This window comes from Nocardia sp. NPDC050712 (assembly GCF_040654295.1).
Classification (GTDB): domain Bacteria; phylum Actinomycetota; class Actinomycetes; order Mycobacteriales; family Mycobacteriaceae; genus Nocardia.
Map to the genome: position 1 here is coordinate 843,279 of NZ_JBFAHT010000003.1, position 24,465 is coordinate 867,743.

Here is a 24,465-nt window from a genome sequence, read left to right on the forward strand (position 1 = left end):
CCTGGATCACCTCCGGTTCCGGTGTCGCGCAGATATTTTGCGTACCCTACTGGCCTGACGGCCCCGTTCCCCAGCACGGTTGGTACTCCTCACCTGGCGTTCACCCGAAAGTCGCTGGGTAAAATGCCGAGTGCAGGACAATTTACTCGGAATCCGGGGTACCCCGTCGGAGGTGCTCCCACCCTGAAACCCAGGTCGGAGAAGGAGGGACCGATGTCCACGCTTACGACTCCCCATATCGACGTGCACCGCGGCGGCGACCGCATGAAGACCCGCATCTCGTGGCTGGACTCGAAGCACTCCTTCTCCTTCGGCGAGCACTACGACCCCGAGAACACCCACCACGGTCTGCTGCTGGTCAACAACGACGACATCGTGCTGCCCGGTCAGGGCTTCGACACCCATCCGCACCGCGACATGGAGATAGTCACCTGGGTGCTCGGCGGCAGCCTGGTGCACCAGGATTCCCTCGGCCACAACGGCGTCATCTATCCCGGGCTGGCCCAGCGGATGAGCGCCGGCGCGGGCATCCTGCACTCGGAGAAGAACGACTCCTGGCGGCTGTCGGACGCCGCGGGCGAGCACACCGAGCCGGTGCGTTTCGTGCAGATGTGGGTGGTGCCCGACGAGCCCGGCCTGACCCCGGGCTACCAGCAGCTCGAGATCGACGACGAACTAGCCGGCGGCGGACTGGTGACGGTGGCCTCGGGCCTGCCGCGCTACCGCGAACGCACCGCCATCGCCATCAACAGCAGTCACTCGGCCTTCCATGTCGCCCGGATGCCGGGCGCCGAAGGCACCCCCGCCGTCATCGATCTGCCCGACGCGCCGTACCTGCACGTGTTCGTGGCGCAGGGCGAGGTGGAGATGGAAGGCGTCGGCCCGCTCTACGAGGGCGATGCCGTGCGGCTGGCCAGATCCGGCGGTCAGCGCATCACCGCGCACGGGCCCGCCGAGGTGCTCATCTGGGAGATGCACGCGCGGCTCGGCGGTCAGTAGTCAGCGGCTCGGCGGGCAGTAGTCATTCGACCGCGGGGGCTTTGATCCGGGCCGAACAGGCCTGGGTCGCGGCGACCACGTCGCCGAACAGGGGGCGGAAGTCACGGTGCGGCGGGTGGATCCAGCGCCGGTAGCCGCCCAGCTCGTCCGAGGGCGAGGGCAGCACCAGCGTGCTGCCGGGCAACGCGACCGAGGCGCAGACCCGGAACAGATCCGAGAACAGCGTGGTGTCGGTGTACGAGTTGTCGGTGGGACCGGTCAGGAATGTCCAGCGCCCTGAACGCGGATGTTCGATCACCGGCCCGCTGTGCTCCTGCGCCCGCGCCAGCAGGTCGCGCACCCGCGCGCCCAGGGCGGCCGGCATCACGACCGCGCCGACCGACCCCACTTCCAGCATGATTCGGCCCAGCGCGGCATCGACCACCCCGTATAGGCCGTGGTCTTTGCGGTAACTGCGGCACCGTGCGATGGCGTCCTGTTTCACCGTGAACATTTCAGGACTGCCGGAATCTCTGCGGGACGTACTCATGACGAACCTCGCCTCGACGCATCGGATGGATCGATCGACGGGTGAACGGCAAACTGTGATGCGACAGTAGCTCTGCCTAACGAGGATGACAATAGTCACACGCAGGCGAATACGACGGGCGTAGCATCGCAAGTCATGGCACCCGTCTCGCCGACCGTCGCGCGTTGGGAATTGGTCCTGCGCCTGCGGGAACTGCGCGAACTACGTGGCTTCGACTCCTCGACCTTCGCCAAGCGGGTCGGCTTCACCGCCGCCAACTGGAGTCACGTCGAGAAGGGCCGCCGCGTCCTCACCGCCAACACCATCGGCCCGGTCCTCGAACTGCTCGAGGTCGACGCCGAGGAACGCGCGGAATTACTGGCCCTGCTCGAGGCCAGCAAGCAGCGCGGCTGGTGGACCAAATCCTCGGCGCTGCTCGGCCCGGAACTACAGCGCCTCTACGGCATGGAATTCGGCGCGCACAGCATCCGCAGCTACGACAGCCTGATCGTGCCCGGTCTGCTGCAGACCGAGGACTACGCCCGCGCGCTCATCAGCGCCGACGTGATGATCCGGCCGGTGCAGGTCGAGCAGCTGGTCGGGATCCGGATGCATCGCCAGGAGCGACTACTCGGGCCGGAGCCGGTGGAGCTGACGGCGGTGATCGGGGAAGCGGCGCTGCGGCAGCAGACCGGCGGGCCGCAGGTGCTGCGCGGCCAGCTGAGCCACCTGTCCGATCTGCTGGAGAAGTACGACAACGTCGATATCCGGGTCATCCCGTTCACCGCCACCGCCGGCGCGATCCTCGGCGGCGCGAGTTTCCATCTGATCGACTTCAGCGGCGAGCAGCTGCCGACCTTCGGCTGGGCCGAGAGCGCGGTCTACGGCGGCGCGGTCGAAGACGCGGAGCAAGTTCGCGATCTCGGGTTCGCCTATGTCCGCGCGCTGGACCAATCGCTTTCCCGTGCCGAATCATTGGCCCTGATCAGGACGTATGCCCGCGTGTAAAATCCTGCCATGGCAACCACCGCTAGCCAGAGGCCGGCTCACACCGGCTGGTTCACATCGTCTCGATCCAACAATGGCAACCAATGCGTCGAGGTCCGATTCGATGGTGACGCGGTGCTCATCCGGGACAGCAAATACCGCCGCAACCCGGCCGACCGTCGTGTCGAAGAGCCCATCATCACCGTCACCGCCAGCGTCTGGAACTCCTTCCTGACGCTGCTCAACAGTGGGCGAGCACACCCTCAGCTGCTCGTGCACAACTCCGAAGACGGCGGCGCGACGCTGCGTCACCGTGACATCGCCCTCACCTACACCCCGCCCGAATGGGCCGCCTTCCTCGCGGGCGCCCGCGACGGCGAATTCGATCGCGTGCTCCTGTCCCGCTGACCTCCGTGCCCCGGCCGCGCCAGCGGCCGGGCCGACCTCGCCCGCAGCACTGGTCGCGGGCAGTTGTTGTCTGGTCGCTTGCTGCCCGGACACTTCCAGCCCCACCGAGCACTCCGGCGCGACGGCATACTGGAGACCGTGACTTCCGAACTGACGAGCCCTTCCGGTATCGATCTGTCCCACCTGAATGACGCCGTGCGGGTGCAGGACGACCTGTTCGCGCATGTCAACGGCAAATGGCTGGACACCTACGAGATTCCCGCGGATCGCTCGGTCGACGGTGCCTTCCGCGCGCTCTACGACCAGGCCGAGCTGGACGTGCAGGCAATCATTCAGAACGCCGCCGCCGAACAGGCCGCGCCGGGTACCGACGCCCGCAAGATCGGCGATCTGTTCTCCAGCTTCATGGACACCGACGCGGTGGCCGCGGCCGGGCTCGCCCCGATCGCCGACGAGCTCGCCGCCGTGCGGGAGGTGAGCGACCGCACCGGTTTCGCGGCCCTGCTCGGCCGCCTGCAGCGCACCGGTGTCGGCGGCGCGGTGGCGTTCTACGTCAACACCGACGACAAGAACTCCTCCCGCTACGTGACCTACACCAGTCAGTCCGGCCTCGGCCTGCCCGACGAGTCCTATTACCGCCAGGACGAATTCGCCGAGATCCGCGCCAAGTACATCGCGCACGTCGGGCGGATGTTCGCGCTCGCGGCCGCCGATTCCCGGGTCGCCGCGCTGTTGCCGGACGCGCTGGACACGGTGGGGGAGCGGGTCTTCGAGCTGGAGAAGAAGCTGGCCGCCGGGCACTGGGACGTGGTGCGCCGGCGCGATGCCGAGCTGAGCTACAACCTGACCACCTTCGCCGAGCTCACCGCGACCAACCCGGAGTTCGACTGGGCCGCGTGGACTTCCGCGCTGCGCGAAGGCGTCGACAAGTCCGGGCCGGAGATGTTCGCCGAGGTCGTGGTGAGCCAGCCGGAGTACCTGCGCACCTTCTCCGAGACCTGGGCCGCGGAATCGCTGGACGACTGGAAGGCCTGGGCCGCTTGGCGGATCATCCGCTCGCGCGCCGCCTACCTCACCGACGAACTGGTCGAGGAGAGCTTCGACTTCAACGGGCGCACCCTGAGCGGCCAGCCGGAGAACCGGGAGCGCTGGAAGCGCGGCGTGTCCCTGGTGGAGGCGCTGCTCGGCGAGGCCGTCGGCAAACTGTATGTGGCCCAGCATTTCCCGCCCGAGGCCAAGGCCCGGATGGTGGACCTGGTGGCCAACCTCCAGGCGGCCTACCGCCGCAACATCTCCCAGCTGGAGTGGATGAGCCCGGAAACCCGCACGGCCGCGCTGACCAAGCTGGAGAAGTTCACCCCCAAGATCGGCTACCCGGACCAGTGGCGGGATTACGCCGCGGTCGAGATCGATCCGGCCGACCTGGTCGGCAACTACCGCCGCGGCTACGCCGCCGACCACGACCGCGACCTGAACAAGCTCGGCGGTCCGGTGGACCGCGGCGAATGGTTCATGACCCCGCAGACGGTGAACGCCTACTACAACCCGGGCATGAACGAGATCGTCTTCCCCGCCGCCATTCTCCAGCCGCCGTTCTTCGACATGAACGCCGACGACGCCGCGAACTACGGCGGCATCGGCGCGGTCATCGGCCACGAGATCGGCCACGGCTTCGACGATCAGGGCGCCAAGTACGACGGTGACGGCAACATGGTCGACTGGTGGACCGACGCGGACCGGGCCGAGTTCGGCAAGCGCACCAAGGCGCTGATCGACCAGTACGACGCCCTGTCCCCGCAGGAACTCTCCGACGACCACACGGTCAACGGCGCGTTCACCGTCGGTGAGAACATCGGCGACCTCGGTGGCCTGTCCATCGCCCTGGAGGCCTACCGGATCTCCCTCGACGGCGCCGAGCCCCCCGTCCTCGACGGCCTCACCGGCCTGCAGCGCGTCTTCTACGGCTGGGCCCAGGTCTGGCGCACCAAGGCCCGCGGCGAGGAAGCCATCCGCCGCCTGTCCATCGACCCGCACTCCCCGCCCGAATTCCGCTGCAACGCCGTCGTTCGCAACGTCGACAGCTTCTACGAGGCCTTCGACGTCAAGGCGGGCGACGCCCTCTACATGGAACCGGCCGAGCGCGTGAAGATCTGGTAGCCGGCCCACCCGGCCGGGGCCTTCGCGCCCGAACGCTGTCGCAGATCCGATCCGGATGTGCGGCAGCGTTCTGCGTCTCCGGGTTTCGGTATCGTGCGCTGGTAGCGGTAAATGGGCGAGGAGCAGGAGTTTTCGGTGACCGAGGCGGGTACGGCGGCATCCCATCCGGCACGGGAACGGGGGTGGCAGTTCTGGATCGATCGGGGTGGCACGTTCACCGATGTGGTGGCCCGGCGGCCCGACGGCGGGCTGGTAACGCATAAATTGCTGTCCGAGAATCCGGGGCGGTACGCGGATTCGGCGGTGGCGGGGATTCGGGCGATTCTGGCGGCCGAGACGGGGAGTCCGGAGCCGGCCGACGGGGTGGTCGACGCGGTGCGAATGGGGACCACCGTGGCGACGAACGCGCTGCTCGAACGGAAGGGGGAGCGGACGGTTCTGGTGATCACGCGGGGGTTCCGGGACGCGCTGCGGATCGCCTATCAGAATCGGCCCGAGATCTTCGCGCGGGAGATCGTGCTGCCGGAGTTGTTGCACGAGCGGGTGATCGAGGTGGACGAGCGGGTGGCCGCGGACGGGACCGTGCTGCGGGAACCGAACCTCGACGCGCTCGCGTCCGCGCTGGGCCAGGCGTATGCCGCCGGGATTCGCGCGGTCGCCGTGGTGTGCATGCACAGCCACCTCTATCCCGAGCACGAACAGCGGATCGGTCGCGTCGCCGAAGCCGCCGGGTTCCCGCAGATTTCGCTGTCCAGTGAGGTCAGCCCGCTGATGAAGCTGGTGCCGCGCGGCGACACCACGGTGGTCGACGCCTACCTGTCGCCGGTGCTGCGCCGGTATGTGGAGCAGGTGGCGGGGCAGCTGGCCGGGGTGCGGTTGATGTTCATGCAGTCCAACGGCGGGCTCACCGAGGCGGGGCAGTTCCGGGGGAAGGACGCGATCCTGTCCGGCCCGGCCGGCGGCATCGTCGGCATGGTGCGGATGTCGGAGCTGGCCGGATTCGATCGGGTGATCGGCTTCGACATGGGCGGAACCTCCACCGACGTCTCGCATTACGCGGGGGAGTACGAGCGGGTGTTCACCACCCAGATCGCGGGCGTGCGGCTGCGGGCGCCGATGCTCGACATCCACACGGTCGCGGCGGGCGGCGGATCGATCCTGCATTTCGACGGCAGCCGGTATCGGGTCGGCCCGGATTCGGCGGGCGCCCTGCCCGGGCCCGCGTGCTACCGCGGCGGCGGTCCGCTGACCGTCACCGACGCCAATGTCATGCTCGGCCGGATCCAGTCCGCCTATTTCCCCAGCGTTTTCGGGCCGGCGGGGGACCAGCCCCTGGATACCGAGCTGGTCCGCACCCGTTTCGCCGAGCTGGCCGCGGCGATCGGCGAGCGCACCGGCGACGACCGCAGCCCGGAGCAGGTCGCCGAGGGCTACCTGCGGATCGCGGTCGCCAACATCGCGGCGGCGGTCAAACGGATCTCGGTGCAGAAGGGCCACGACGTCACCCGGTACGCCCTGACCACCTTCGGCGGCGCGGGCGGCCAACTCGCCTGTGCCGTAGCCGATTCCCTCGGTATCCGGACGGTGCTGATACCGCCGCTGGCCGGCGTGTTGTCCGCGCTCGGAATCGGCTTGGCCGACACCACCGCGATGCGCGAGCAGTCCGTGGAACTGCCCCTGGACCCGGCGTCGATGCCGCGCGTCACCGAGATCGCCGACGCGCTGGCCGAAGCCGCGCGCACCGAACTGCTGGACGAAGGTGTGCCCGCGCAACGGATTCGGGTGACCCGGCGGGCGCAGCTGCGCTACGACGGCACCGACACCGCCATTTCGGTGCCGTTCAGCGAACCCGCCACCATGACCGGCGACTTCGAGACCCGCCATCGCGGCACCTATTCGTTCACGCTGGATCGCCCGATCGTCGTCGAGGCGCTGTCCATCGAGGCGACCGGGCTGACCGAGCCGCCCGAACTGTCCGGCCTGGTGCCGCGGGCGGCCACGGCGAGCGCGCCGCGGACCGTTCGATTGCACACCGGCGGCGCCTGGCAGGACGTATCCCGGTATCGCCGTGCGGATCTGACGCCCGGCACGGCGGTCGCGGGACCCGCCGTCATCACCGAGGCCAATTCCACCACCGTGATCGACGAGGGCTGGCAGGCCGCGGTGAACGACATCGGGCACCTGGTGCTGGAACGGGTCACCGCGAGCACGGACCCGGACGCGGGCACGGCGGCCGACCCGGTGCTGCTGGAAGTCTTCAACAACCTGTTCATGTCGATCGCCGAGCAGATGGGCGCCCGGCTGGAGTCCACCTCGCAGTCGGTCAACATCAAAGAGCGCCTCGACTTCTCCTGCGCCCTGTTCGATCCCGACGGCAACCTGGTCGCCAACGCACCGCACATCCCGGTGCATCTGGGGTCGATGGGCACCAGCGTCAAAGAGGTGATCGAGCGGCGCACCGGCGCGCACGCCATGCGCCCGGGGGACACCTACGCCGTCAACGATCCGTATCACGGCGGCACGCACCTGCCCGATGTCACGGTGATCACGCCGGTCTTCGACGACGGCGGCGAGCAGATCCTGTTCTACGTCGCCTCGCGTGGTCATCACGCCGAAATCGGCGGCATCGCACCGGGTTCCATGCCGGCCGGCAGCCGCCGGATCGAGGAGGAGGGCGTCGTCTTCGACAACTGGCTGCTCGTCGAGAACGGCCGGTTCCGGGAAGCCGAGACGCATCGGCTGCTGACCGAGGCGCGGTACCCGTCCCGCAATCCGGCCACCAACCTCGCCGATCTGCGCGCGCAGATCGCCGCCAACGCCAAGGGCGTGGCGGAGGTCGGCACGATGATCGAGCACTTCGGGCTCGACGTGGTGCAGGCCTACATGCGGCACGTGCAGGACAACGCCGAGGAGGCGGTGCGCCGGGTCATCGACACGCTCGACGACGGCGCGTACAGCTACCGGACCGATCTCGGCGCCACGATCCGCGTGCGGGTCACCGTGGATCGCGAGAACCGGTCGGCCACCATCGATTTCACCGGCACCTCACCCCAGCTGGAGCGGAACTTCAACGCACCGTACGCGGTGGTGAACGCGGCGGTGCTCTACGTCTTCCGCACGCTGGTCGCCGACGACATCCCGCTCAACGACGGCTGCCTGCGGCCGCTGCGCATCGTCGTGCCGTCCGGTTCCATGCTCGCCCCCGAGCCGCCGGCGGCGGTGGTCGCGGGCAATGTCGAGACCTCCCAGGCGATTACGGGCGCGCTGTACGCGGCGCTCGGCGTGCAGGCCGAGGGCGCGGGCACGATGAACAACGTCACCTTCGGCAACGACCGGCACCAGTACTACGAGACCATCGGGTCCGGGTCGGGCGCGGGCGACGGGTTCGACGGCGCGTCGGTCGTGCAGACCCACATGACCAATTCGCGGCTGACCGACCCCGAGGTGTTCGAGTGGCGGCTGCCGGTCCTGCTCGAGGAGTTCGCGGTGCGACCGGACAGCGGGGGCACGGGACGCTGGCGCGGGGGTGACGGCGGGATCCGCCGGATCCGGTTCACCGAGGCGGTCACGGTCTCGACCCTGTCCAGTCATCGGCGGGTGCCGCCATACGGGATGGCGGGCGGCGAGCCCGGCGCGCTGGGCGTGAACCGGGTGGAGCGGGCGGACGGCTCCGTCCTACATCTCGACGGTGCGGACTCGGCGGAGCTGGAGCCCGGCGATGTTCTGGTGATCGAGACCCCCGGCGGCGGCGGATACGGCGTCCGGCCCTGAAAGAATCAGCGCGCCAATCGGTTTCACGTGGAACGTGACGGCGTACCGCTACCCATCCGCTATTCGGGAAAAGGCACTTCACCTGCGGAAACGCGACTGATGTCCGATGGGTATGGGCGGTCCGCGAGCCCCGCCGGTACCCTCGGAGCAATCATGGCCACGTATTTCGATCCGAAGTCATGGTCACCGCTACGGGCCGTCGAAGCCGGAAAACGCCTGTTCGACCAGTCGTGGATAGACCAGTGGGTATCGGTGACCACCTCCTGGGTCGACCCCGTAGCCGACCTGGGCGCGGGCACCGTCACCGCGCTGCTCCCGGACGTGCTGATGACCATGCTCAGCGAGGGCATCCTGAGCCGTTTCGGCGGCCAGGAGATCAGCGCCACCGTGCTCGGCCACGAACTGGACGCCACCCTGCAGGTGCTCAAGGTCCGCCGCCGCGGGGCGAATTTCCAGACCAAGACCGTGCTGTCCAGGGTGCTCTGGGACAAGCATCCGGTCGAATCGGTCACCCTGATCGCGCACGGCGTGCGGCTGATCCCCGGCGTGCCGACCCGGGTCCGGGCCCAGCACTTCGACCTGGACGGCACCGTCACCACCGCCGCGCTGATCGGCTGGCTCAACGAACGCGAATTCGACTGGGCCCTGAGCCTGCACGAGAGCGGCCTGATCCAAGCCACCCATCGCCACCGCAAACTGACCGCGCTGGTCGACGCCACCATCGAGAACAACCTGCTCACCGTGCGGATCGAGAAGGCCGCCTGGTGGGGGCTGCGACTACCGCGCAACCTGATCACCGCGCCCGCGGTGCTGATGGACGGCCTGCCGAATCACGCCCGCATCGTCGAGGCCACCCGCGAGGGCGACCTGGTCCGGTTCCGCGTCGAGCTGCCCGAGATCACCGGCTCCTTCGACCTCGCGCAGATCCGCTCCGCCATCGTCACCGGCACCACCCTGATCGTCTTCTGATCAGTTCTGCGTCTTCCACCACTCCAGCAGTGCCGACTCGGCCTCGTCCCGGGTCATCGGCCCACGATCCAGGCGCAGCTCCTTCAGAAAGGACCACGCCTTGCCGACCTGCGGACCCGGCCGCAAGCCGAGCAGTTCCATGATCGCGTTGCCGTCCAGATCCGGCCGGACCCGGGCCAGATCCTCCTCCTGCTGGATCCGCTCGATCCGCGTCTCCAGATCGTCGTAGGTGGCGCGCAGGGCGGCCGCACGGCGCTTGTTCCGCGTGGTGCAGTCCGCCCGGACCAGTTTGTGCAGCCGGGGGAGCAGGTCGTCGGCATCGGTGACGTAGCGGCGCACCGCCGAATCCGTCCACTGGCCCTTGCCGTACCCGTGGAAGCGCAGGTGCAGGAACACCAGCCGCGCGACCTCCTCGGTGAACTGCTTCGGATACTTCAGCGCCCGCATGCGCTTGCGCACCATCTTCGCGCCGACCACCTCGTGGTGGTGGAAGCTGACGCCGCCGCCGGGCTCGTTGCGCTTGGTGTCGGGCTTGCCGATGTCGTGCAGCAGCGCCGCCCAGCGCAGCACCAGGTCCGGATCGCCGTCCTCCAGGTCGATCGCCTGCTGAAGCACCGTCAGCGAGTGCTGGTAGACGTCCTTGTGCTGGTGGTGCTCGTCGATCTCCAGCTTCATCGCCGGCACCTCGGGCAGCACGCGCTGCGCCAGGCCGGTCTCGCACATGATGTCGATGCCGTCGAGCGGATGGGCGCTGCCGATCAGCTTGTCCAGCTCCGCGCGCACCCGTTCCGCGGTGATCCGGTCGATCTGCTCGGCCATCTCGGTGATCGCCGCGCGCACGCGCGGATGCAGCTCGAAACCGAGCTGGGCCACGAAACGCGCCGCGCGCAGCATCCGCAGCGGATCGTCGTTGAACGAATCCTGCGGTGCGGCCGGGGTATCCAGCAGGCCCTCGAGCAGCGCGGACATGCCGTCGAGCGGATCGACGAACTCCAGCGTGCCGTCCGCCAGGATCTTGACCGCCATGGCGTTCACGGTGAAATCACGTCGCACCAGGTCGGCCTCGAGCGTGTCGCCGTAGGTCACCTCGGGATTGCGCGAGACCCGGTCGTAGTTGTCGCTGCGGAAGGTGGTGATCTCCAACTGCTGCCCGTCCTTGGCCGCGCTGACCGTGCCGAACGCCAGACCGCCGGTATCCCACAGGTGATCGGCCCACCCGCGCATCAGCTCCTGGACCACCTCGGGCCGGGCGTCGGTGGTGAAATCCAGATCGGTGCCCAGGCGGCCGAGCACCGCGTCGCGCACACTCCCGCCGACCAGGTAGAGGTCGTGACCGCGGGCCGCGAAGAGCGCGCCGAGCGGCGTCAGCACCTCCGACAATCCCCCGAGCGTGACCGCGGCCGCGGCCAGCAATCGGGTACGTCGATCCAGCGCTGCATCCTCGGACTTGGGCGAAACCACGAAACGGCAGCTTACCGACCCGCCCCACCAGGACCTAAGCGCGCGGACTGTCGCCGCCGACTCAGGCACCCCCGGCCCTACCGTCTAAGCTTGCTTGGTGTCTTCGGCCGATCGTGCGAACAGTCGACGCCGCCAGCCTCGGCGCCGCGGTTCGGCCCCCAATGCCACCCCGAAACCGCGCATGCGCACGGTGCGGGAAACCTCGGCCGGCGGCCTGGTCGTCGACGGCCTGGACGGACCCGGCGAAAAGCGCTGTGCCGCACTGATCGGCCGCACCGATCGCCGCGGCCGCCTGCTCTGGTCGCTACCCAAAGGCCATATCGAAGAGGGCGAAACGCCCGAGCAGACCGCGATCCGCGAGGTAGCCGAGGAGACCGGAATCAATGGCATCGTCGTTGCCGAACTCGGCAGTATTGATTACTGGTTCGTGACCGAGGGCCGCCGGGTACACAAGACCGTGCATCATTATCTCCTGCGCTCGGTCGGCGGTGAGCTGTCCGACGCCGATGTGGAAGTCACCCAGGTCGACTGGGTTCCGTTGAGCGAACTGGGTTCCCGGCTCGCCTACGCGGACGAACGGCGCCTGGCCGAAGTGGCGAACAAGCTGATCGACCGGATGGAGACCGGCAAGCGATGACTCGAGGACTGGTACGGATCTTCGTGGCGGTCCTGACCCTGATCGGTTCGGTGCTCGCGATTCCGGTGCTCGCCGGTGCGCAGCCCACGGGGTCGAACAACGCCTCTGCCCCCAAATTCCTGAAGCTGTCGCTGGATTCGGTGTCGCCGACGACGGTGACCACCTCCAGCGACGGCCGGCTGACCGTGTCGGGCACCGTCACCAACATCGGTGACCGGGTGGTCGAGGACATCAGCGTCCGGATCCAGCGGGCCGCCGCGGTGACCACCCCGAGTGATCTGCGCTACGCGTTGCGCCTGGACCAGATCAACTACGAGGTGACCGGCCCGTTCGAGGATGTGGCCGAGCGGCTCAGCCCGGGCCAGCGCAAGCAGTTCACGTTGAGCATCGCGCTGCGCGGCAACGACCCGGCCTCGCTCGGCTTGACGCAGGCCGGCGTCTATCCGCTGCTGATGAACGTCAACGGGGAACCGGCCTACGGCAGCCAGGCGCGCCTGGACGACGCCCGCTTCCTGCTGCCGGTGCTCGGCCTGCCCGCCGCCGCCGGTGAACCCGCCACCCCGGCGCCGGCCGACGTACCGGTGGCCACGACCCTGATCTGGCCGCTGGCCGACCGCCCGCGCCTGGTCGCGGGCATTCCCGGCACCGTCAACCGCAAGGCCGAACTGACCGACGACGACCTGGCCGCCTCGCTCGGCCGGGGCGGGCGGCTGGAACAGCTGCTGGCCGCGCTGGAGACCGCGATCGGCAACAGCGGCCGCAACAATCCGGCCGCCGCGATCTGCGTCGCGATCGACCCCGACCTGCTGCTCACCGCGCAGGCCATGACCAAGGGCTACCGGGTGCTGGCCAGCCCGTCGGATCCGGACGGCCCGACCCGCGCGGGTTCCGGTGCCGAGGCGGCCCAGGCCTGGCTGGACCGCCTGCGCACGGTCGCGGCCTCGGTGTGCACGGTGGCACTGCCGTTCGGGCAGGTCGACGTGTCCGCGCTGGCCGCGGTCAACGACCCCGAGCTGTCCACCCGCGCCCTGCACGCGCCCGCCGAGATCGTCGACTCGCTGCTGACCACCCGGTCGGTGCGCGGGGTGAGCCTGCCCGATTCCGGCAGCATCGACACCGGCGCCGGAATGCTGTTGCGCAGCCACGGTTTCGAGACCGCGGTGCTCGCCGATACCGCCGCGGTGCCGGTCGGCACCGCCGGTGGCGGCGAGGAACCGGCCACCGCGCGCAGCGCGCAGGCCCTGCCGGAGCCCGCCGCGCCGGACATCGTCCGGGTGCCCGGGATCAGCCCCGAGCCGACGGCGACCGAATCCACTACGCCGGCAACGCCCGCCGGCACCCCGACCGCCACCACCTCCGCCGCACCCAGCGGCACCTCCGCCGCACCCACCCCGTCCACACCGGCGGCGCCCGCCGACCCCGCGCTGCACGTCGCGACCTTCGACATCTGGTCGGCGACGGCCCTGGCCGCCGTCGGCTCCAACCCGCCGACCCCGTCCTACACCCCGAGCCGGGTCCGCTACGACGTCACCAACGACTCCCGCGTCGCCCGGTTACAGGACGCGATCGGCGCCATCTCCTGGACCGCGCTGAATCCGCTGGCCGGGCGCCCGCGTTCGCAGCTGCTCATGCCTCCACAGCAGTGGGGCGCCAACAAGGACGAGGCCTCGGCCCTGCTGCGGCAGCTCGACCTGCTGATGCGCAGCAACCTCGCGGCGCCGCGCCCGTTCACCGAACTGCTTGCCGATCAGCCCGATCCGCAGCCCTACGAGCTGGACTATCTCGGCCAGGCCGCCCGCGACGCGGTGCCGAGCCGCTTCGTGCTCCCGGCCCGCGAGCAGTCCGCCCGGATCACCGACCTGCAGGCCGCACTGGTCGAGGTGCCCGAAATCGAGCCCACGCCACTCGGATTCGTCACCCCGCTGCGCGACGACCTGATCCGGATGCTCAGCCTCTCGGATCGGCGCACCGGAAACGCCGCGCAGCCCGACACTTTCGCGCAGCGCCGGCTCGACCAGACCACCCGGGAACTGGACCGGCTCTACAACTCGGTGACGGTGCTGCCGCCCGGCGGCGTCTACACCCTTGCCTCCGAACAGAGTCCGCTGCTGCTGGTGGCCCGCAACGATCTGCCCGTCTCGATCCGCATCCGGTTCCGGATCGAGGCGCCCGCCGAGACGAAGATCACCGACATCGGCGAACAGCAGTTACCGCCCAACGGAACCCGCTCGTTCCAGATCCCGACCGAGATCGACGACAGCCGTAACCTGGTCATTCCCATCTCCATTACCACAGCCGACGGCATGCCCCTGGGTCATCCGACCTCGGTCTCGGTGCGCTCGAACGCCTACGGTCAAACGTTGGCGATAATTACCGGATGCGCTGGATTGCTGTTGTTCCTGTTGGCCGGGCGCCGGTTGTGGCACCGGTTCCGGGGCCAGCCCGATCCGGCCGACGAAGGATTCGATCCGGGGACCCGGCGCCGGGTCAACCGTTACCTGCGGGCACGGAAACGAGTACTGCGTGAAGAGAGTTGAGCGATCCCTGCTGAGCGGTGTGCACAATAGGGGAGAGCTCGACGGTGCCGGTGTTTCGGTGAGCAGTGGCGAAACGCCGGAGTTGGAGCAAGCCGGGTGCAGAGGTCCGGCGCGGTACAGGAGGCATGATGAGCGACGATGATTTGTTCGCTCATCCCCCTCGATCCGAGGAAAGACCTGACGGGACACCCGCCCGCCGGGCTCCTGCCGCACCCTGGGAGCGGCGACTACAGCCACCCGAGCCGCGAGAAGAGCCGGGCATGACTCCTCGCGATCCGTACGGCGCGCGTCCGCCGCAGGTCAACCGGCCCGGCGGTCCGCCGCCGCAGCAGCCGGGCAGACCGGTGCCGCCACCACCCCATCGGCCCGGACCGGATCCGCGTCAGCAGGCGCCCCGGCCGCATCCCGGTCAGCAGTCCTACCCGCCACCGCCGCCACGTGATCGGCAGCAGCCGCCACCCGGGCGACCCCGGCCTCCGATGCCCCCGGGTCAGCCGGTGCGCCCGCAGCCCGGTCAGCCACACCCTGAGCGCGGGCCGGCCAAACGGGTCGCCGCACCGCCCAATTACCCGCCACCCCAGCCGAACCCGGTGCCCGCGCATCCGGCCCCGCAGCAGCAGCGCCGACCCGCGCGCCCCGGGCCGGAGCGGCGTCCCCGGACGCAGGAGTGGCCGGTCGCCACCAAGGAACCGGAAAAGCCGGAGTCGAAAGAGAGCGCCGGCAGCCGACTGCTGCGCAGCTCCGGCTCGATGGCGATCGCGACACTGGTCAGCCGCATCACCGGCTTCGGCAAGGTGCTCATGCTGGCGGCCGTGCTCGGCCCGGAGATCGCCTCCGCATTCACCTCGGCGAGCCTGATCCCGAACATGATCGCCGAGCTGGTGCTGGGCGCCGTGCTCGGCGCGATCGTGGTGCCGACGCTGGTGCGCGCCGAACAGGAGGACCCGGACCGGGGCGCCGCCTTCACCCGGCGACTGCTCACGGCGGCGTTCGCGGTCCTGCTGACCGCCACGGTGCTGACCACCGCGCTGGCCCCGATCCTGGCCACCCACGTCTTCGTCGCCTCCGACGGCAAGGTCAACACCGCGCTCACCACGGCACTGACCTTCCTGCTGCTGCCCGCGATCCTGTTCTACGGCATGTCCGCGCTGCTCACCGCGATCCTCAACACCCGGGAAAACTTCAAACCCGGTGCCTGGGCACCGGTGCTGAACAACGTGGTCGTGCTCGTGGTGCTCGGGATCTACGCGCTGACCCCCGGCGAGATCACCCTTAACCCGGTGCACATGAGCGACCCGAAGCTGCTGGTCCTGGGCATCGGCGTCACGCTCGGCGTGATCGTGCAGGCGATGAGCCTGCTGCCCGCGATCCGGCGCGAGGGCATCGACCTGCGCCCGCTGTGGGGCCTGGACGACCGGCTGCGGCAGTTCGGCACCATGGGCGCGGCGATCATCCTGTACGTGGCGATCAGCCAGGTCGGCATGATCTTCGCCAACCACGTCTCCTCGGGCGCGGACGCGGCCGGTCCGGCGATCTACTCCTACACCTGGCTGCTGTTGCAGCTGCCGTACGGCGTCCTGGTCGTCACGCTGCTGACCGCGATCATGCCGCGGCTGAGCCGCAACGCCGCCGCCGACGACACTCCCGCGGTGGTCGACGACCTGTCGGTCGCCACTCGCCTGAGCATGATCGCGCTGCTCCCGGTGGTCACTTTCTTCACCCTGGCGGGCCCGCAGATCGGCGAGGCGCTGTTCGGGTACGCGCGCTTCTCCGGCGACGCCCATCGGCTCGGTATGGCCCTGGCCTGGTCCGCGTTCACGCTGATCCCGTACTCGCTGGTGCTGATCCACCTGCGCGTGTTCTACGCCCGGCAGCAGGCCTGGACCCCGACCTGGATCATCCTCGGCATCACCGGCGTGAAGATCGTGCTCTCGCTGCTGGCCCCGGTGATCGCGCAGTCCCCGGATCAGGTCGTGATCGTGCTCGGCGCGGTCAACGGCGTCAGCTTCGCCGTGGGCGCGGGCATCGGCGGTTACCTGCTGCACCGCAGTCTCGGCGACCTGCGCATGGCCAATGTCGGCCGCACCATCACCCGCGTGGCGCTGGCCTCGATCGCGGGCGGCGCGGTGATGCTCATCGTCGATACCGTGCTCGGGCTGGACCGGCTCTCGAACTCGCTCGGCGGACCCGGCTCGATGATCCGGGTGGCGCTGGACGCGGTCGTCCTGTTCGCCGTGGCGTTCGGCCTGATGCGACTCGCCGGTGTTCCTGAAATTGTTGCAATTACCGTCGCGGTGTCCCGACGGCTCGGAATCACGCCGCCCGCGCCGGATCTGGATCTCGAGGCGCCGGTCGAGGACGAATACGCCACGCAGGTGTTCCGCAGGCCGGATCCGTACGGTTACTCCGGGTTCGACCCGTACATGGACGCGCAAACCATGGTGCTGCCCGTCATTCGCGACGCGGCCGTTGACCGCACCAGTAAGGGTGAGTTCCCGTACCCTGTTCGGCAGAGAAGCACAAGTGGCGAATTCGCCGGCACCTCGATAAATCAGGGCGAAGGAGGACCGAGGGTGAGCGACGACGCGGCGGTGGGCGGCGTCCCGTCCGCCGATCCATCTGCGACCACAGCCGGCGGTTTGGAGACCGACATCGAACACCCCACTCCGGATCCCGCGCCCGGGCGGCGCGACAACGACGGCCCAGCGCCTCGTGATCCGATGTATGACACCGGGATGATCCCGATCCCGCCGTTGCAGGCGCCGCCTCCGGGCGTCGACCCGGGCGCGCGCCGGGGCCAGCGCGGCCCCAAGCTGCTGGCGGGCGCCTCCGTGGCCGGCGGCCGCTACCGGCTGCTGGCACCGCACGGCGGTGCCCGCGGCCTGCGGTTCTGGCAGGCCCTGGACATCAAGCTCGACCGCGAGGTCGCGCTGACCTTCGTCGACGCCGATCAGAAGTCCGGCGAGAACTCCGGTCACGACGGGCCGCAGGCGATTCTGTCGCGCACGCTGCGCCTGGGCCGGATCAACTCGCCCGGCCTGGCCCGCGTGCTCGACGTGGTGCGCGGCAGCTCCGGCGGCATCGTCGTCGCCGAGTGGACGCCGGGTCGTTCGCTGCGGGAGATGGCCGAAACCGTGCCGTCGCCGATCGGCGCGGCCCGGGCCATCCGCGCGCTGGCCTCGGCCGCCGAGCTGGCACACCGCGGCGGCGGTTCGCTGTCCATCGACCATCCGGATCGGGTGCGCATCAGCGCCTCCGGTGACGCCGTCCTGGCGTTCCCGGGCACGCTGTCCGATTCCGACGCCCAGTCCGACGTCCGTGGTCTCGGCGCCATGCTCTATGCCCTGATCACCGCGCGCTGGCCGATCCGTACCGGCGGCATGAGCGGTGCCGCCGCCACGGTCGGCGGGCTGCGCCTGGCCGATTCCGGCCCGGACGGCACCCCGATCGAACCGCGCCAGATCCGGCCCGAGGTGCCCTTCGAGATCTCCGCGGTCGCCGTGCGCTCGCTGGAATCGAACAAGGGCGTGCGTACCGCCGCGACCGTCCAGCATGTGCTGGAGCAGGCGTCGGTCGTGGACCAGAAGACCGATTTCATCCCGGTCCTGAGATTGGGCCAGCGCCAGAACGCCGCGGCCGCGGCCGTCGTCGACGAATCCCTGGCCGACCCGGAACTGCTCGCGCAGGAACGGGAACGCTCGCAGCGGATGATGTGGATCATGGTCGGCCTGGGCATCCTGGCCGCGCTGGTGGTCGGCATCGTCATCTGGTGGATGGTCAGCCTGTTCGCCCCGACGGCGTCCGAACAGCCGCTCAACGAGCAGCGCAATATCGGCCTGACCACCGAGGCGACGGCGTCGCCCACCGCCACCGATCCGGCCGCCCCGAGCGCGGCCGCGCCGGCCGGTGTGCCGGTCCCGGTGGCCAAGGTGGAGGTGTTCTCCCCGGAGGGCACCCCCGACAACGCGGGCACGGTGAACGCGGTGCTGGACCACAATCCCGGCACCGTCTGGAAGACGGATCAGTACTTCCAGCAGTTCCCCGCGCTGAAGAAGGGCATCGGGCTGCTAGCCACGCTCCCGAGCCCGGCGAAATTGACCAATGTGTCGATCAATTCGCCGAGCCCGGGCACGTCGGTGGAGATCAGAACCTCGCCCACCGACGCACCGACGCTGGATCAGACCCAACTGATCGGCTCGGCGCGACTAGGGGAGGGCGTCACCGAGATCCCGGTGCGCGCCGATCAGCCCGCCCGCTATGTGCTCGTCTGGATCACCGGACTCGGCAACTCCGGTGGTCAGTTCCAAACCGCCATCGCCGACCTGCGCTTCGACGCCGCTCGGTAAATCTCCCAGCCCCCGCACGTGCCCGATCCGTGCCATCGCGCGCGCGTGTCCATCCCGCGCCGCCGCTAAGGGTATGCCAATCCTGTAGTGCACCAACCCCTCCCGGCTACTCCCGGCGGCTGTTCCGCCGGTTATGATCTCTACGCGCTCTCTGGTGGGAGCTTTTCCCGGGATCCGGCGTCTCGATCCTGGATGCCGCGGGAAATAGATGGCGATAGCCGGCCCGGTTGTCGCTCTGTGAGCGCGACGTCGGAGGGGTTTGGCTGTTGTCCGAAATGAGCGGGGGCTCCCATGCGGGTCCTTCCGGTCCGGTCGCGTTCCGCGCCCGGACATTCGCACCGGACGAACACTCCGACATCGAACTGCTGCGAGCCCATGCGGGCGGCCAGCGCCACGCCTTCAACGAGCTGGTGCGCCGCCACCACGACCATCTCTGGCAGACCGCCGTGCGCACCTCCTACACCCGCGAGGACGCCGCCGATTCCCTGCAGGACGCCTTGCTGGCCGCGCATCGCACCGCCGCCTCGTTCCGCGGCGAGTCCGAGGTCCGCAGCTGGCTGCATCGCATCGTGGTGAACGCCTGCCTGGACCGGATCCGGCGCAACAAGGCCCGCCGGGCGCTCTCGCTCAGCCCGGAGAACGTGCCCGAGCCCCTCGACGACCGCGACGCCTACGCCGAGATGGAGATCTCGATGGTGGTCGAGCGCGCGCTGTTCGCACTGTCGCCCGACCAGCGCACCGCACTGGTCGCGGTGGAGATGGAGGGGTATAGCGTGTCCGACGCGGCGGCCCTGCTCGGCGTGCCGGAAGGCACCATCAAGAGCCGCTGCGCCCGTGGTCGGCAACGTTTGCAAGAACGCCTGGAATTTCTGCGAGATCCACGGAACCGGAAGTAGCCGAGATGCGTCATTAATAGTGACGAGCAACCAGACGATGTAACTCACGGCAGCACGAGACCACTGGAGGTGCGATGGCGACACGGTCCGATCCGCAGCCTCCGTTCTCGCCGGAGCTGCTCGCCGACCTGCACGCGGATAATCTCGCGCCCGAGGTCAGCGCGGAACTGTGGCCGGTCGTCCGCAAGGATCCGGAAGCACGCAGCTATCTGAACTCCCTGGACGAGGTGAATGCCGCACTGCAGGCGCTCGCCTCCGCCGATCGCGCGCCCGAGCCCATGCCCGCCGAGGTGGCCGCCCGTTTGGAGTCCTTCCTCGACGGCCTCGAGATCGCCGAATCGCCCGAGGCCACCGTGCACCGCCCGGCGTTCGGCGCCACCCGCCCCGAATCCGGCTCCGCCGCTGCCCATTCCGCCACCGAGCGCCCCGATGCGCCGATCTCGCTGGCCGAGCGCCGCGGCAAACGGTTGCGCTGGCTCGCCGCCGCGGCTGCCGCCGTCGTGCTGCTCACCGGCGCCGGGGTCGTCGTCCAGCTCGTCCGCACCGCCGATACCCCGGGCATTCCGACCGCCCTGCCGCCCACTCCGAGCCCGAACGCCACCGGTGACGGGACCTTCCCCGCCGGCGTCGCCTTGGCCGCGCTGGGCCGCTTCGACGTGACGGGGGCACTGGCCGGCCGGGACACCCTCACCGCCTGCGTCGGCGCCGCGGGCCTGGGGGAGCGCAAGATCCTCGGCTCCACCGACATGAGGTACCGCGACGCCGACGCCGTGCTGATCCTGCTGAGCGGCCCGGACGGCGTGAAGATCACCGCGCTGGTGGTCGGGCCCGGCTGCACGCCGGACGATCCGCAGGTGAAGAACATCACCGACATCGGCTGAGCCGCGCGAACAGGTAGATTCCCCGGGGAACAACGGACATTAGGCTGTTGTTGACTGAACAGTCCCACGTTTTCTCTCGGAAGGGTCCCATGACTACGCCAGTTCGCGACCTGATCATCGTCGGCTCCGGACCGGCCGGTTACACGGCCGCCGTGTACGCGGCCCGGGCCGAACTGCAGCCGCTGTTGTTCGAAGGCACCCAATTCGGTGGCGCGTTGATGACCACCACCGAGGTGGAGAACTTCCCGGGGTTCCGCGAGGGCATCATGGGCCCGGACCTGATGGACGAAATGCGGGAGCAGGCAAAGCGTTTCGGCGCCGATGTGCGCACCGAGGATGTCGACGCGATCGACCTGTCCGGCCCGATCAAGACGGTCACCGTGGGCAACGAGACCTACTCCGCCTACGCGATCATCCTGGCCATGGGTTCGGCCGCGCGCTACCTCGGCATCCCCGGCGAGCAGGCGCTGCTCGGCAAGGGCGTCAGCGCCTGTGCCACCTGCGACGGCTTCTTCTTCCGCGGTCAGGAGATCGTGGTGGTCGGCGGCGGCGACTCGGCGATGGAGGAAGCGACCTTCCTCACCAAGTTCGCCAGCAAGGTCACCATCGTGCACCGCCGCGAGGAGTTCCGCGCCTCGCGCATCATGCTGGAGCGGGCCAAGGCCAACGAGAAGATCGAGTTCCGGCTCAACGCCGAGGTGCTCGAGGTGCACGGCACCGACAAGGTGGCCGCCCTCACCCTGCGCGACACCAAGACCGGCGAGACCTCCGAACTGCCGGCCACCGGCCTGTTCGTGGCGATCGGCCACGATCCGCGCAGCGAGCTGGTCAAGGGCCAGGTCGAGCTGGACGGCGAGGGCTACGTCCAGGTGCTGCATCCCAGCACCGCGACCGCCGTGTCCGGCGTCTTCGCCGCAGGCGATCTCGTCGATCACACCTACCGGCAGGCGATCACCGCCGCGGGCACCGGCTGCCGCGCCGCGATCGACGCCGAGCGCTGGCTGGCCGAGCAGGGCGACATCACCTCCAACACGCTGGACCACGCGGGCACCCCCGTCGCGGCGAACTGACACCCTCATTCCCCATCACAGAGGAGATATCCATGTCCGCAAATACGGTGACTGTCACCGACAAGGACTTCGCCGACGCCGTGCTGCTCAGTGAGAAGCCCGTCCTGGTCGACTTCTGGGCCACCTGGTGCGGCCCCTGCAAGATGGTCGCCCCCGTCCTGGAGGAGATCGCGGGCGCGCACGGCGACAAGCTGACCATCGCCAAGCTGGACGTGGACGCGAACCCGGAAACCGCCAAGGAGTACAAGATCCTGTCGATTCCGACCATGGTGCTGTTCGAGAAGGGCAAGCCGGTCAAGCAGATCGTCGGCGCCAAGGGCAAGGCCGCGCTGCTGCGCGAACTCGACGGCATCATCTGACGCCGCTCACCCCCTAACGAACCCCGCAGTGAGACTGCGGGGTTCGATCGGGTAATCTCCCCGTTTAATCCCCCAGGGCCCGGTGCGGTAATTAGCGGTGTCATTAGGACATCGCGGCCCCACGACGCGCCGTAGGATGCCCTGGACCCCGCGAATTGCCGAATTCCGGGTCAGGTCTGAGACAATCGACCACGCGCTTCAAAGCGACGGGCTTGCCCAGCCGGTAGCCTGCGTGGCGGTGCGAACGAGCACAGCTCCGGTCGTGCGAAGGTGATTAACCCTCGCATGAGTGGGTACCCGGGTTGACGGAAGGAAAGGGCTCTCACGCATGCACCGACTTCGTCACGGCGATACCGGTCCAGCCGTCGCAGAGATTCGGAGCACCCTGGCAAGTCTCGGATTCCTACACGCGCATACCGCAGGCACCGATCCCGCTGACGCGCGCGAGTACTGGAAAGACACCGAGGCCTCCTTCGATCATCAGCTCGACTCCGCGACCCGCGCGTTCCAGCAGCATCGCGGCTTGCTCGTCGACGGCGTAGTGGGTCCCGCGACCTACCGCGCGCTCAAGGAAGCCTCGTACCGCCTGGGTGCCCGCACTCTGATCTATCAGCTGTCCGCACCGCTGTACGGCGACGATGTCGCCACCCTGCAGCGTCGCCTGCAGGACCTCGGCTTCTACGTGCACCGGGTCGACGGCTACTTCGGCAAGGAGACGCACGAGGGCCTCACCGCCTTCCAGCGCGAGATCGGGCTGTCCGCCGACGGCATCTGCGGCCCGGAGACCTTGCGTTCGCTGGAACTGCTGGGTGCCCGTGTCACCGGCGGCAATCCGCACCGGATCGCCGAGGAAGAGGTCGTGCACCGGGCCGGCCCGCAGCTCACCGGTAAGCGGATCGTCATCGATCCCGGCCTGGGCGGCCCCGACAAGGGCCACCCCGTGCCCACCGAATACGGCGACGTCTACGAGTCGGAGATTCTCTGGGATCTGGCCAGCCGCCTGGAGGGCCGGATGGCCGCCACCGGCATGGAGACCTTCCTGTCCCGGCCGTGGGGCGCCAACCCCTCCGACTCCGAACGCGCGGATACCTCCAACGCCTTCGACGCCGATCTGATGATCTCGCTGCGCTGCGCGACCAATCCGAGCGAATCCGCCAACGGTGTGGCCGGCTTCCACTTCGGCAACTCGCACGGCTCGGTCTCGATGATCGGCCAGGTGCTCGCCGGCTTCATCCAGCGTGAGGTGGTGGCCCGAACCTCGTTGCAGGACTGCCGGACCCACGCCCGCACCTGGGATCTGCTGCGGCTCACCAAGATGCCGACGGTGCAGATCGATATCGGTTACCTCACCAACGGTTACGACGCGTCGGTGCTCACCAACCCGCGGATGCGCGACGTCATCGCCGAGGCCATCCTGATCTCGGTGAAGCGGCTGTATCTGCTCGGCCAGGACGATCAGCCCACCGGCACATACACCTTCGCCGAGCTGCTCGCCGAGGAACTGGCGGCGGCCGACCGGGCCTGAACCTACGAAGAGAGCCCCTGCCGATCGATATCGGCAGGGGCTCTTCGCTGTGCGGACTAGGCGACGCCGATCCGGAACGGCACGGTCAACTCGGCGGCGGCCAGCAACTGATCCAGCGCGCGCTCCACGTCTTCCTTCCAGCCGTGGTCGGAATTCAACTCCAGGCGCAGCCGCGGGAACTTGTGATGCGCCGCGACCACCTCGAAGCCGGCGTCCTCCAGGAAATCGGCGTCGATCATGCAGGTCTCCGGCGAGCAGTCACTGGACGGGTTCTCCCGCACCGGCGCGCCGATCCGTTCCATCAGCATCATCGAGCCGACCGAACGATCGGACATCGCCTGGGCCGGGGGACCGTTGCGGATACCGAATACCTCCAGCGCACGCACGCCACGGCGCACCAGATCGGCCACCACCGCTTGGAGCAGCCGGTGGGGTACATCGGTGTCGGAATAGCGGAATTCGGTGCGCAGCGTGGTCAACAGGACCGCGTCCGGGCTCACGGGGGAGGTGGGGAACAGCGCGGCGCGCGGCACATCGCTCGGCGGCGAGTACAGCGCGCACCCCGCGACCTTGCCGTCCACCGCGGCGACCTGCCCGCACGAACCCCACTCCAGCAGGACCGTGGACAGCCAAGCTTCCTTTTCGAAGACCGGGTCGCTGAAGGCCCGGGAGTCCGCGGCGACCGCGGGATCGATCTCCCAGAAAACACAGCGCCGGGCATGCGCCGGGAGCTTGTCGAGTTCTCCGAGGGAAAGTGCTGTGACGCTGGTCGACACTGCTCTGCTCAGCCTCCAGCTGTCCGATTCATCCATGCGTTCGCGCACGCCACTTGGTTCCTGTTGCTCGCCAGCAAGAATAAGCGATCAAAGGGATCACGCCTCACTCCACTCACTGTGCTGTTGTCAGAGGGCCCGTTCGACCGGTAGCGGGGTGCGCTGAAACACGCCGTCACAG

The 24,465-nt window shown here is 68.9% G+C and carries 17 protein-coding genes; 14 read left to right on the forward strand and 3 right to left on the reverse strand.

The annotated features are described in order from the left end of the window. The first annotated feature begins 213 nt into the window (after positions 1 to 213). The gene (locus tag AB0H76_RS24360) at positions 214 to 999 is read left to right on the forward strand and encodes a pirin family protein (RefSeq protein WP_357328156.1); all 786 of its coding nucleotides are present in this window, start codon (positions 214 to 216) and stop codon (positions 997 to 999) included. A 22-nt stretch (positions 1,000 to 1,021) separates the two neighbouring features. Here the strand turns inward: AB0H76_RS24360 and AB0H76_RS24365 are convergent, their stop codons facing one another. Beyond that, positions 1,022 to 1,528, reverse strand: coding sequence for a hypothetical protein (locus AB0H76_RS24365; protein WP_357328159.1), 507 nt, complete (start codon positions 1,526 to 1,528; stop codon positions 1,022 to 1,024). A gap of 135 nt (positions 1,529 to 1,663) precedes the next feature. Here AB0H76_RS24365 and AB0H76_RS24370 point away from each other — a divergent pair, with 135 nt between their 5' ends. From AB0H76_RS24370 to AB0H76_RS24390, 5 genes are all read left to right on the forward strand, one after another. Further along, entirely contained in the window at positions 1,664 to 2,515 is an 852-nt protein-coding gene (locus tag AB0H76_RS24370; protein ID WP_357328162.1) for a Scr1 family TA system antitoxin-like transcriptional regulator, read from the forward strand. Between the two features lie 9 nt (positions 2,516 to 2,524). Continuing rightward, a complete protein-coding gene (locus tag AB0H76_RS24375; protein WP_357328165.1) occupies positions 2,525 to 2,902 on the forward strand; it encodes a DUF397 domain-containing protein in 378 nt (125 codons plus the stop codon). Positions 2,903 to 3,040: 138 nt separating this feature from the next. Then, positions 3,041 to 5,059, forward strand: a complete 2,019-nt coding sequence (locus tag AB0H76_RS24380; protein WP_357328168.1) for a M13 family metallopeptidase — start codon at positions 3,041 to 3,043, stop codon at positions 5,057 to 5,059. A 135-nt stretch (positions 5,060 to 5,194) separates the two neighbouring features. Then, positions 5,195 to 8,830 (forward strand): hydantoinase B/oxoprolinase family protein, encoded by a 3,636-nt coding sequence (locus AB0H76_RS24385; protein WP_357328171.1) that lies wholly within the window; start codon positions 5,195 to 5,197, stop codon positions 8,828 to 8,830. 153 nt (positions 8,831 to 8,983) lie between these two features. Then, complete coding sequence (locus AB0H76_RS24390) at positions 8,984 to 9,799, forward strand: hypothetical protein (protein WP_357328174.1); 816 nt, start codon at positions 8,984 to 8,986, stop codon at positions 9,797 to 9,799. Here the strand turns inward: AB0H76_RS24390 and AB0H76_RS24395 are convergent, their stop codons facing one another. Then, the gene (locus tag AB0H76_RS24395; RefSeq protein WP_357328176.1) at positions 9,800 to 11,260 is read right to left on the reverse strand and encodes a CCA tRNA nucleotidyltransferase; all 1,461 of its coding nucleotides are present in this window, start codon (positions 11,258 to 11,260) and stop codon (positions 9,800 to 9,802) included. A 97-nt stretch (positions 11,261 to 11,357) separates the two neighbouring features. On the opposite strand from AB0H76_RS24395, the gene AB0H76_RS24400 reads away from it, so the two are divergent. The 8 genes from AB0H76_RS24400 (at position 11,358) to AB0H76_RS24435 (ending at position 23,511) form a co-directional block, all read left to right on the forward strand. Beyond that, on the forward strand, positions 11,358 to 11,897 hold the full coding sequence (locus tag AB0H76_RS24400; protein ID WP_357328179.1) for an NUDIX hydrolase: 540 nt from the start codon (positions 11,358 to 11,360) through the stop codon (positions 11,895 to 11,897). Continuing rightward, positions 11,894 to 14,434: a DUF6049 family protein gene (locus AB0H76_RS24405; RefSeq protein WP_357328182.1), complete on the forward strand. Its 2,541-nt coding sequence runs from the start codon at positions 11,894 to 11,896 to the stop codon at positions 14,432 to 14,434. Before AB0H76_RS24400 ends, AB0H76_RS24405 begins: the two co-directional genes overlap by 4 nt. Positions 14,435 to 14,694: 260 nt before the next feature. After that, positions 14,695 to 18,780 carry a murein biosynthesis integral membrane protein MurJ gene (locus tag AB0H76_RS24410; protein ID WP_357328185.1) on the forward strand — a complete coding sequence of 1,362 codons (4,086 nt, stop codon included), beginning with the start codon at positions 14,695 to 14,697 and terminating at the stop codon, positions 18,778 to 18,780. Positions 18,781 to 19,055: 275 nt separating this feature from the next. Beyond that, on the forward strand, positions 19,056 to 19,676 hold the full coding sequence (gene sigM / locus AB0H76_RS24415; protein ID WP_357329864.1) for an RNA polymerase sigma factor SigM: 621 nt from the start codon (positions 19,056 to 19,058) through the stop codon (positions 19,674 to 19,676). A 74-nt stretch (positions 19,677 to 19,750) separates the two neighbouring features. Beyond that, positions 19,751 to 20,557 carry a hypothetical protein gene (locus AB0H76_RS24420; RefSeq protein WP_357328188.1) on the forward strand — a complete coding sequence of 269 codons (807 nt, stop codon included), beginning with the start codon at positions 19,751 to 19,753 and terminating at the stop codon, positions 20,555 to 20,557. 89 nt (positions 20,558 to 20,646) lie between these two features. Continuing rightward, positions 20,647 to 21,627 (forward strand): thioredoxin-disulfide reductase, encoded by a 981-nt coding sequence (gene trxB / locus AB0H76_RS24425; protein ID WP_357328191.1) that lies wholly within the window; start codon positions 20,647 to 20,649, stop codon positions 21,625 to 21,627. A gap of 32 nt (positions 21,628 to 21,659) precedes the next feature. Then, positions 21,660 to 21,986: a thioredoxin gene (trxA, locus tag AB0H76_RS24430; protein WP_357328194.1), complete on the forward strand. Its 327-nt coding sequence runs from the start codon at positions 21,660 to 21,662 to the stop codon at positions 21,984 to 21,986. Positions 21,987 to 22,314: 328 nt separating this feature from the next. Then, the gene (locus AB0H76_RS24435; protein ID WP_357328197.1) at positions 22,315 to 23,511 is read left to right on the forward strand and encodes an N-acetylmuramoyl-L-alanine amidase; all 1,197 of its coding nucleotides are present in this window, start codon (positions 22,315 to 22,317) and stop codon (positions 23,509 to 23,511) included. 56 nt (positions 23,512 to 23,567) lie between these two features. Here the strand turns inward: AB0H76_RS24435 and AB0H76_RS24440 are convergent, their stop codons facing one another. Further along, complete coding sequence (locus tag AB0H76_RS24440; RefSeq protein WP_357328200.1) at positions 23,568 to 24,287, reverse strand: GNAT family N-acetyltransferase; 720 nt, start codon at positions 24,285 to 24,287, stop codon at positions 23,568 to 23,570. Positions 24,288 to 24,465 lie beyond the last annotated feature (178 nt).

Coding starts and splice junctions, on each gene's coding strand:
- sigM (WP_357329864.1), top strand. CDS start 19,056: ATGAGCGGGGGCTCCCATGCGGGTCCTTCCGGTCCGGTCGCGTTCCGC.
- AB0H76_RS24405 (WP_357328182.1), top strand. CDS start 11,894: ATGACTCGAGGACTGGTACGGATCTTCGTGGCGGTCCTGACCCTGATC.
- AB0H76_RS24370 (WP_357328162.1), top strand. CDS start 1,664: ATGGCACCCGTCTCGCCGACCGTCGCGCGTTGGGAATTGGTCCTGCGC.
- AB0H76_RS24420 (WP_357328188.1), top strand. CDS start 19,751: ATGGCGACACGGTCCGATCCGCAGCCTCCGTTCTCGCCGGAGCTGCTC.
- AB0H76_RS24435 (WP_357328197.1), top strand. CDS start 22,315: ATGCACCGACTTCGTCACGGCGATACCGGTCCAGCCGTCGCAGAGATT.
- AB0H76_RS24390 (WP_357328174.1), top strand. CDS start 8,984: ATGGCCACGTATTTCGATCCGAAGTCATGGTCACCGCTACGGGCCGTC.
- trxA (WP_357328194.1), top strand. CDS start 21,660: ATGTCCGCAAATACGGTGACTGTCACCGACAAGGACTTCGCCGACGCC.
- AB0H76_RS24410 (WP_357328185.1), top strand. CDS start 14,695: ATGACTCCTCGCGATCCGTACGGCGCGCGTCCGCCGCAGGTCAACCGG.
- AB0H76_RS24360 (WP_357328156.1), top strand. CDS start 214: ATGTCCACGCTTACGACTCCCCATATCGACGTGCACCGCGGCGGCGAC.
- trxB (WP_357328191.1), top strand. CDS start 20,647: ATGACTACGCCAGTTCGCGACCTGATCATCGTCGGCTCCGGACCGGCC.
- AB0H76_RS24375 (WP_357328165.1), top strand. CDS start 2,525: ATGGCAACCACCGCTAGCCAGAGGCCGGCTCACACCGGCTGGTTCACA.
- AB0H76_RS24365 (WP_357328159.1), bottom strand. CDS start 1,528: ATGAGTACGTCCCGCAGAGATTCCGGCAGTCCTGAAATGTTCACGGTG.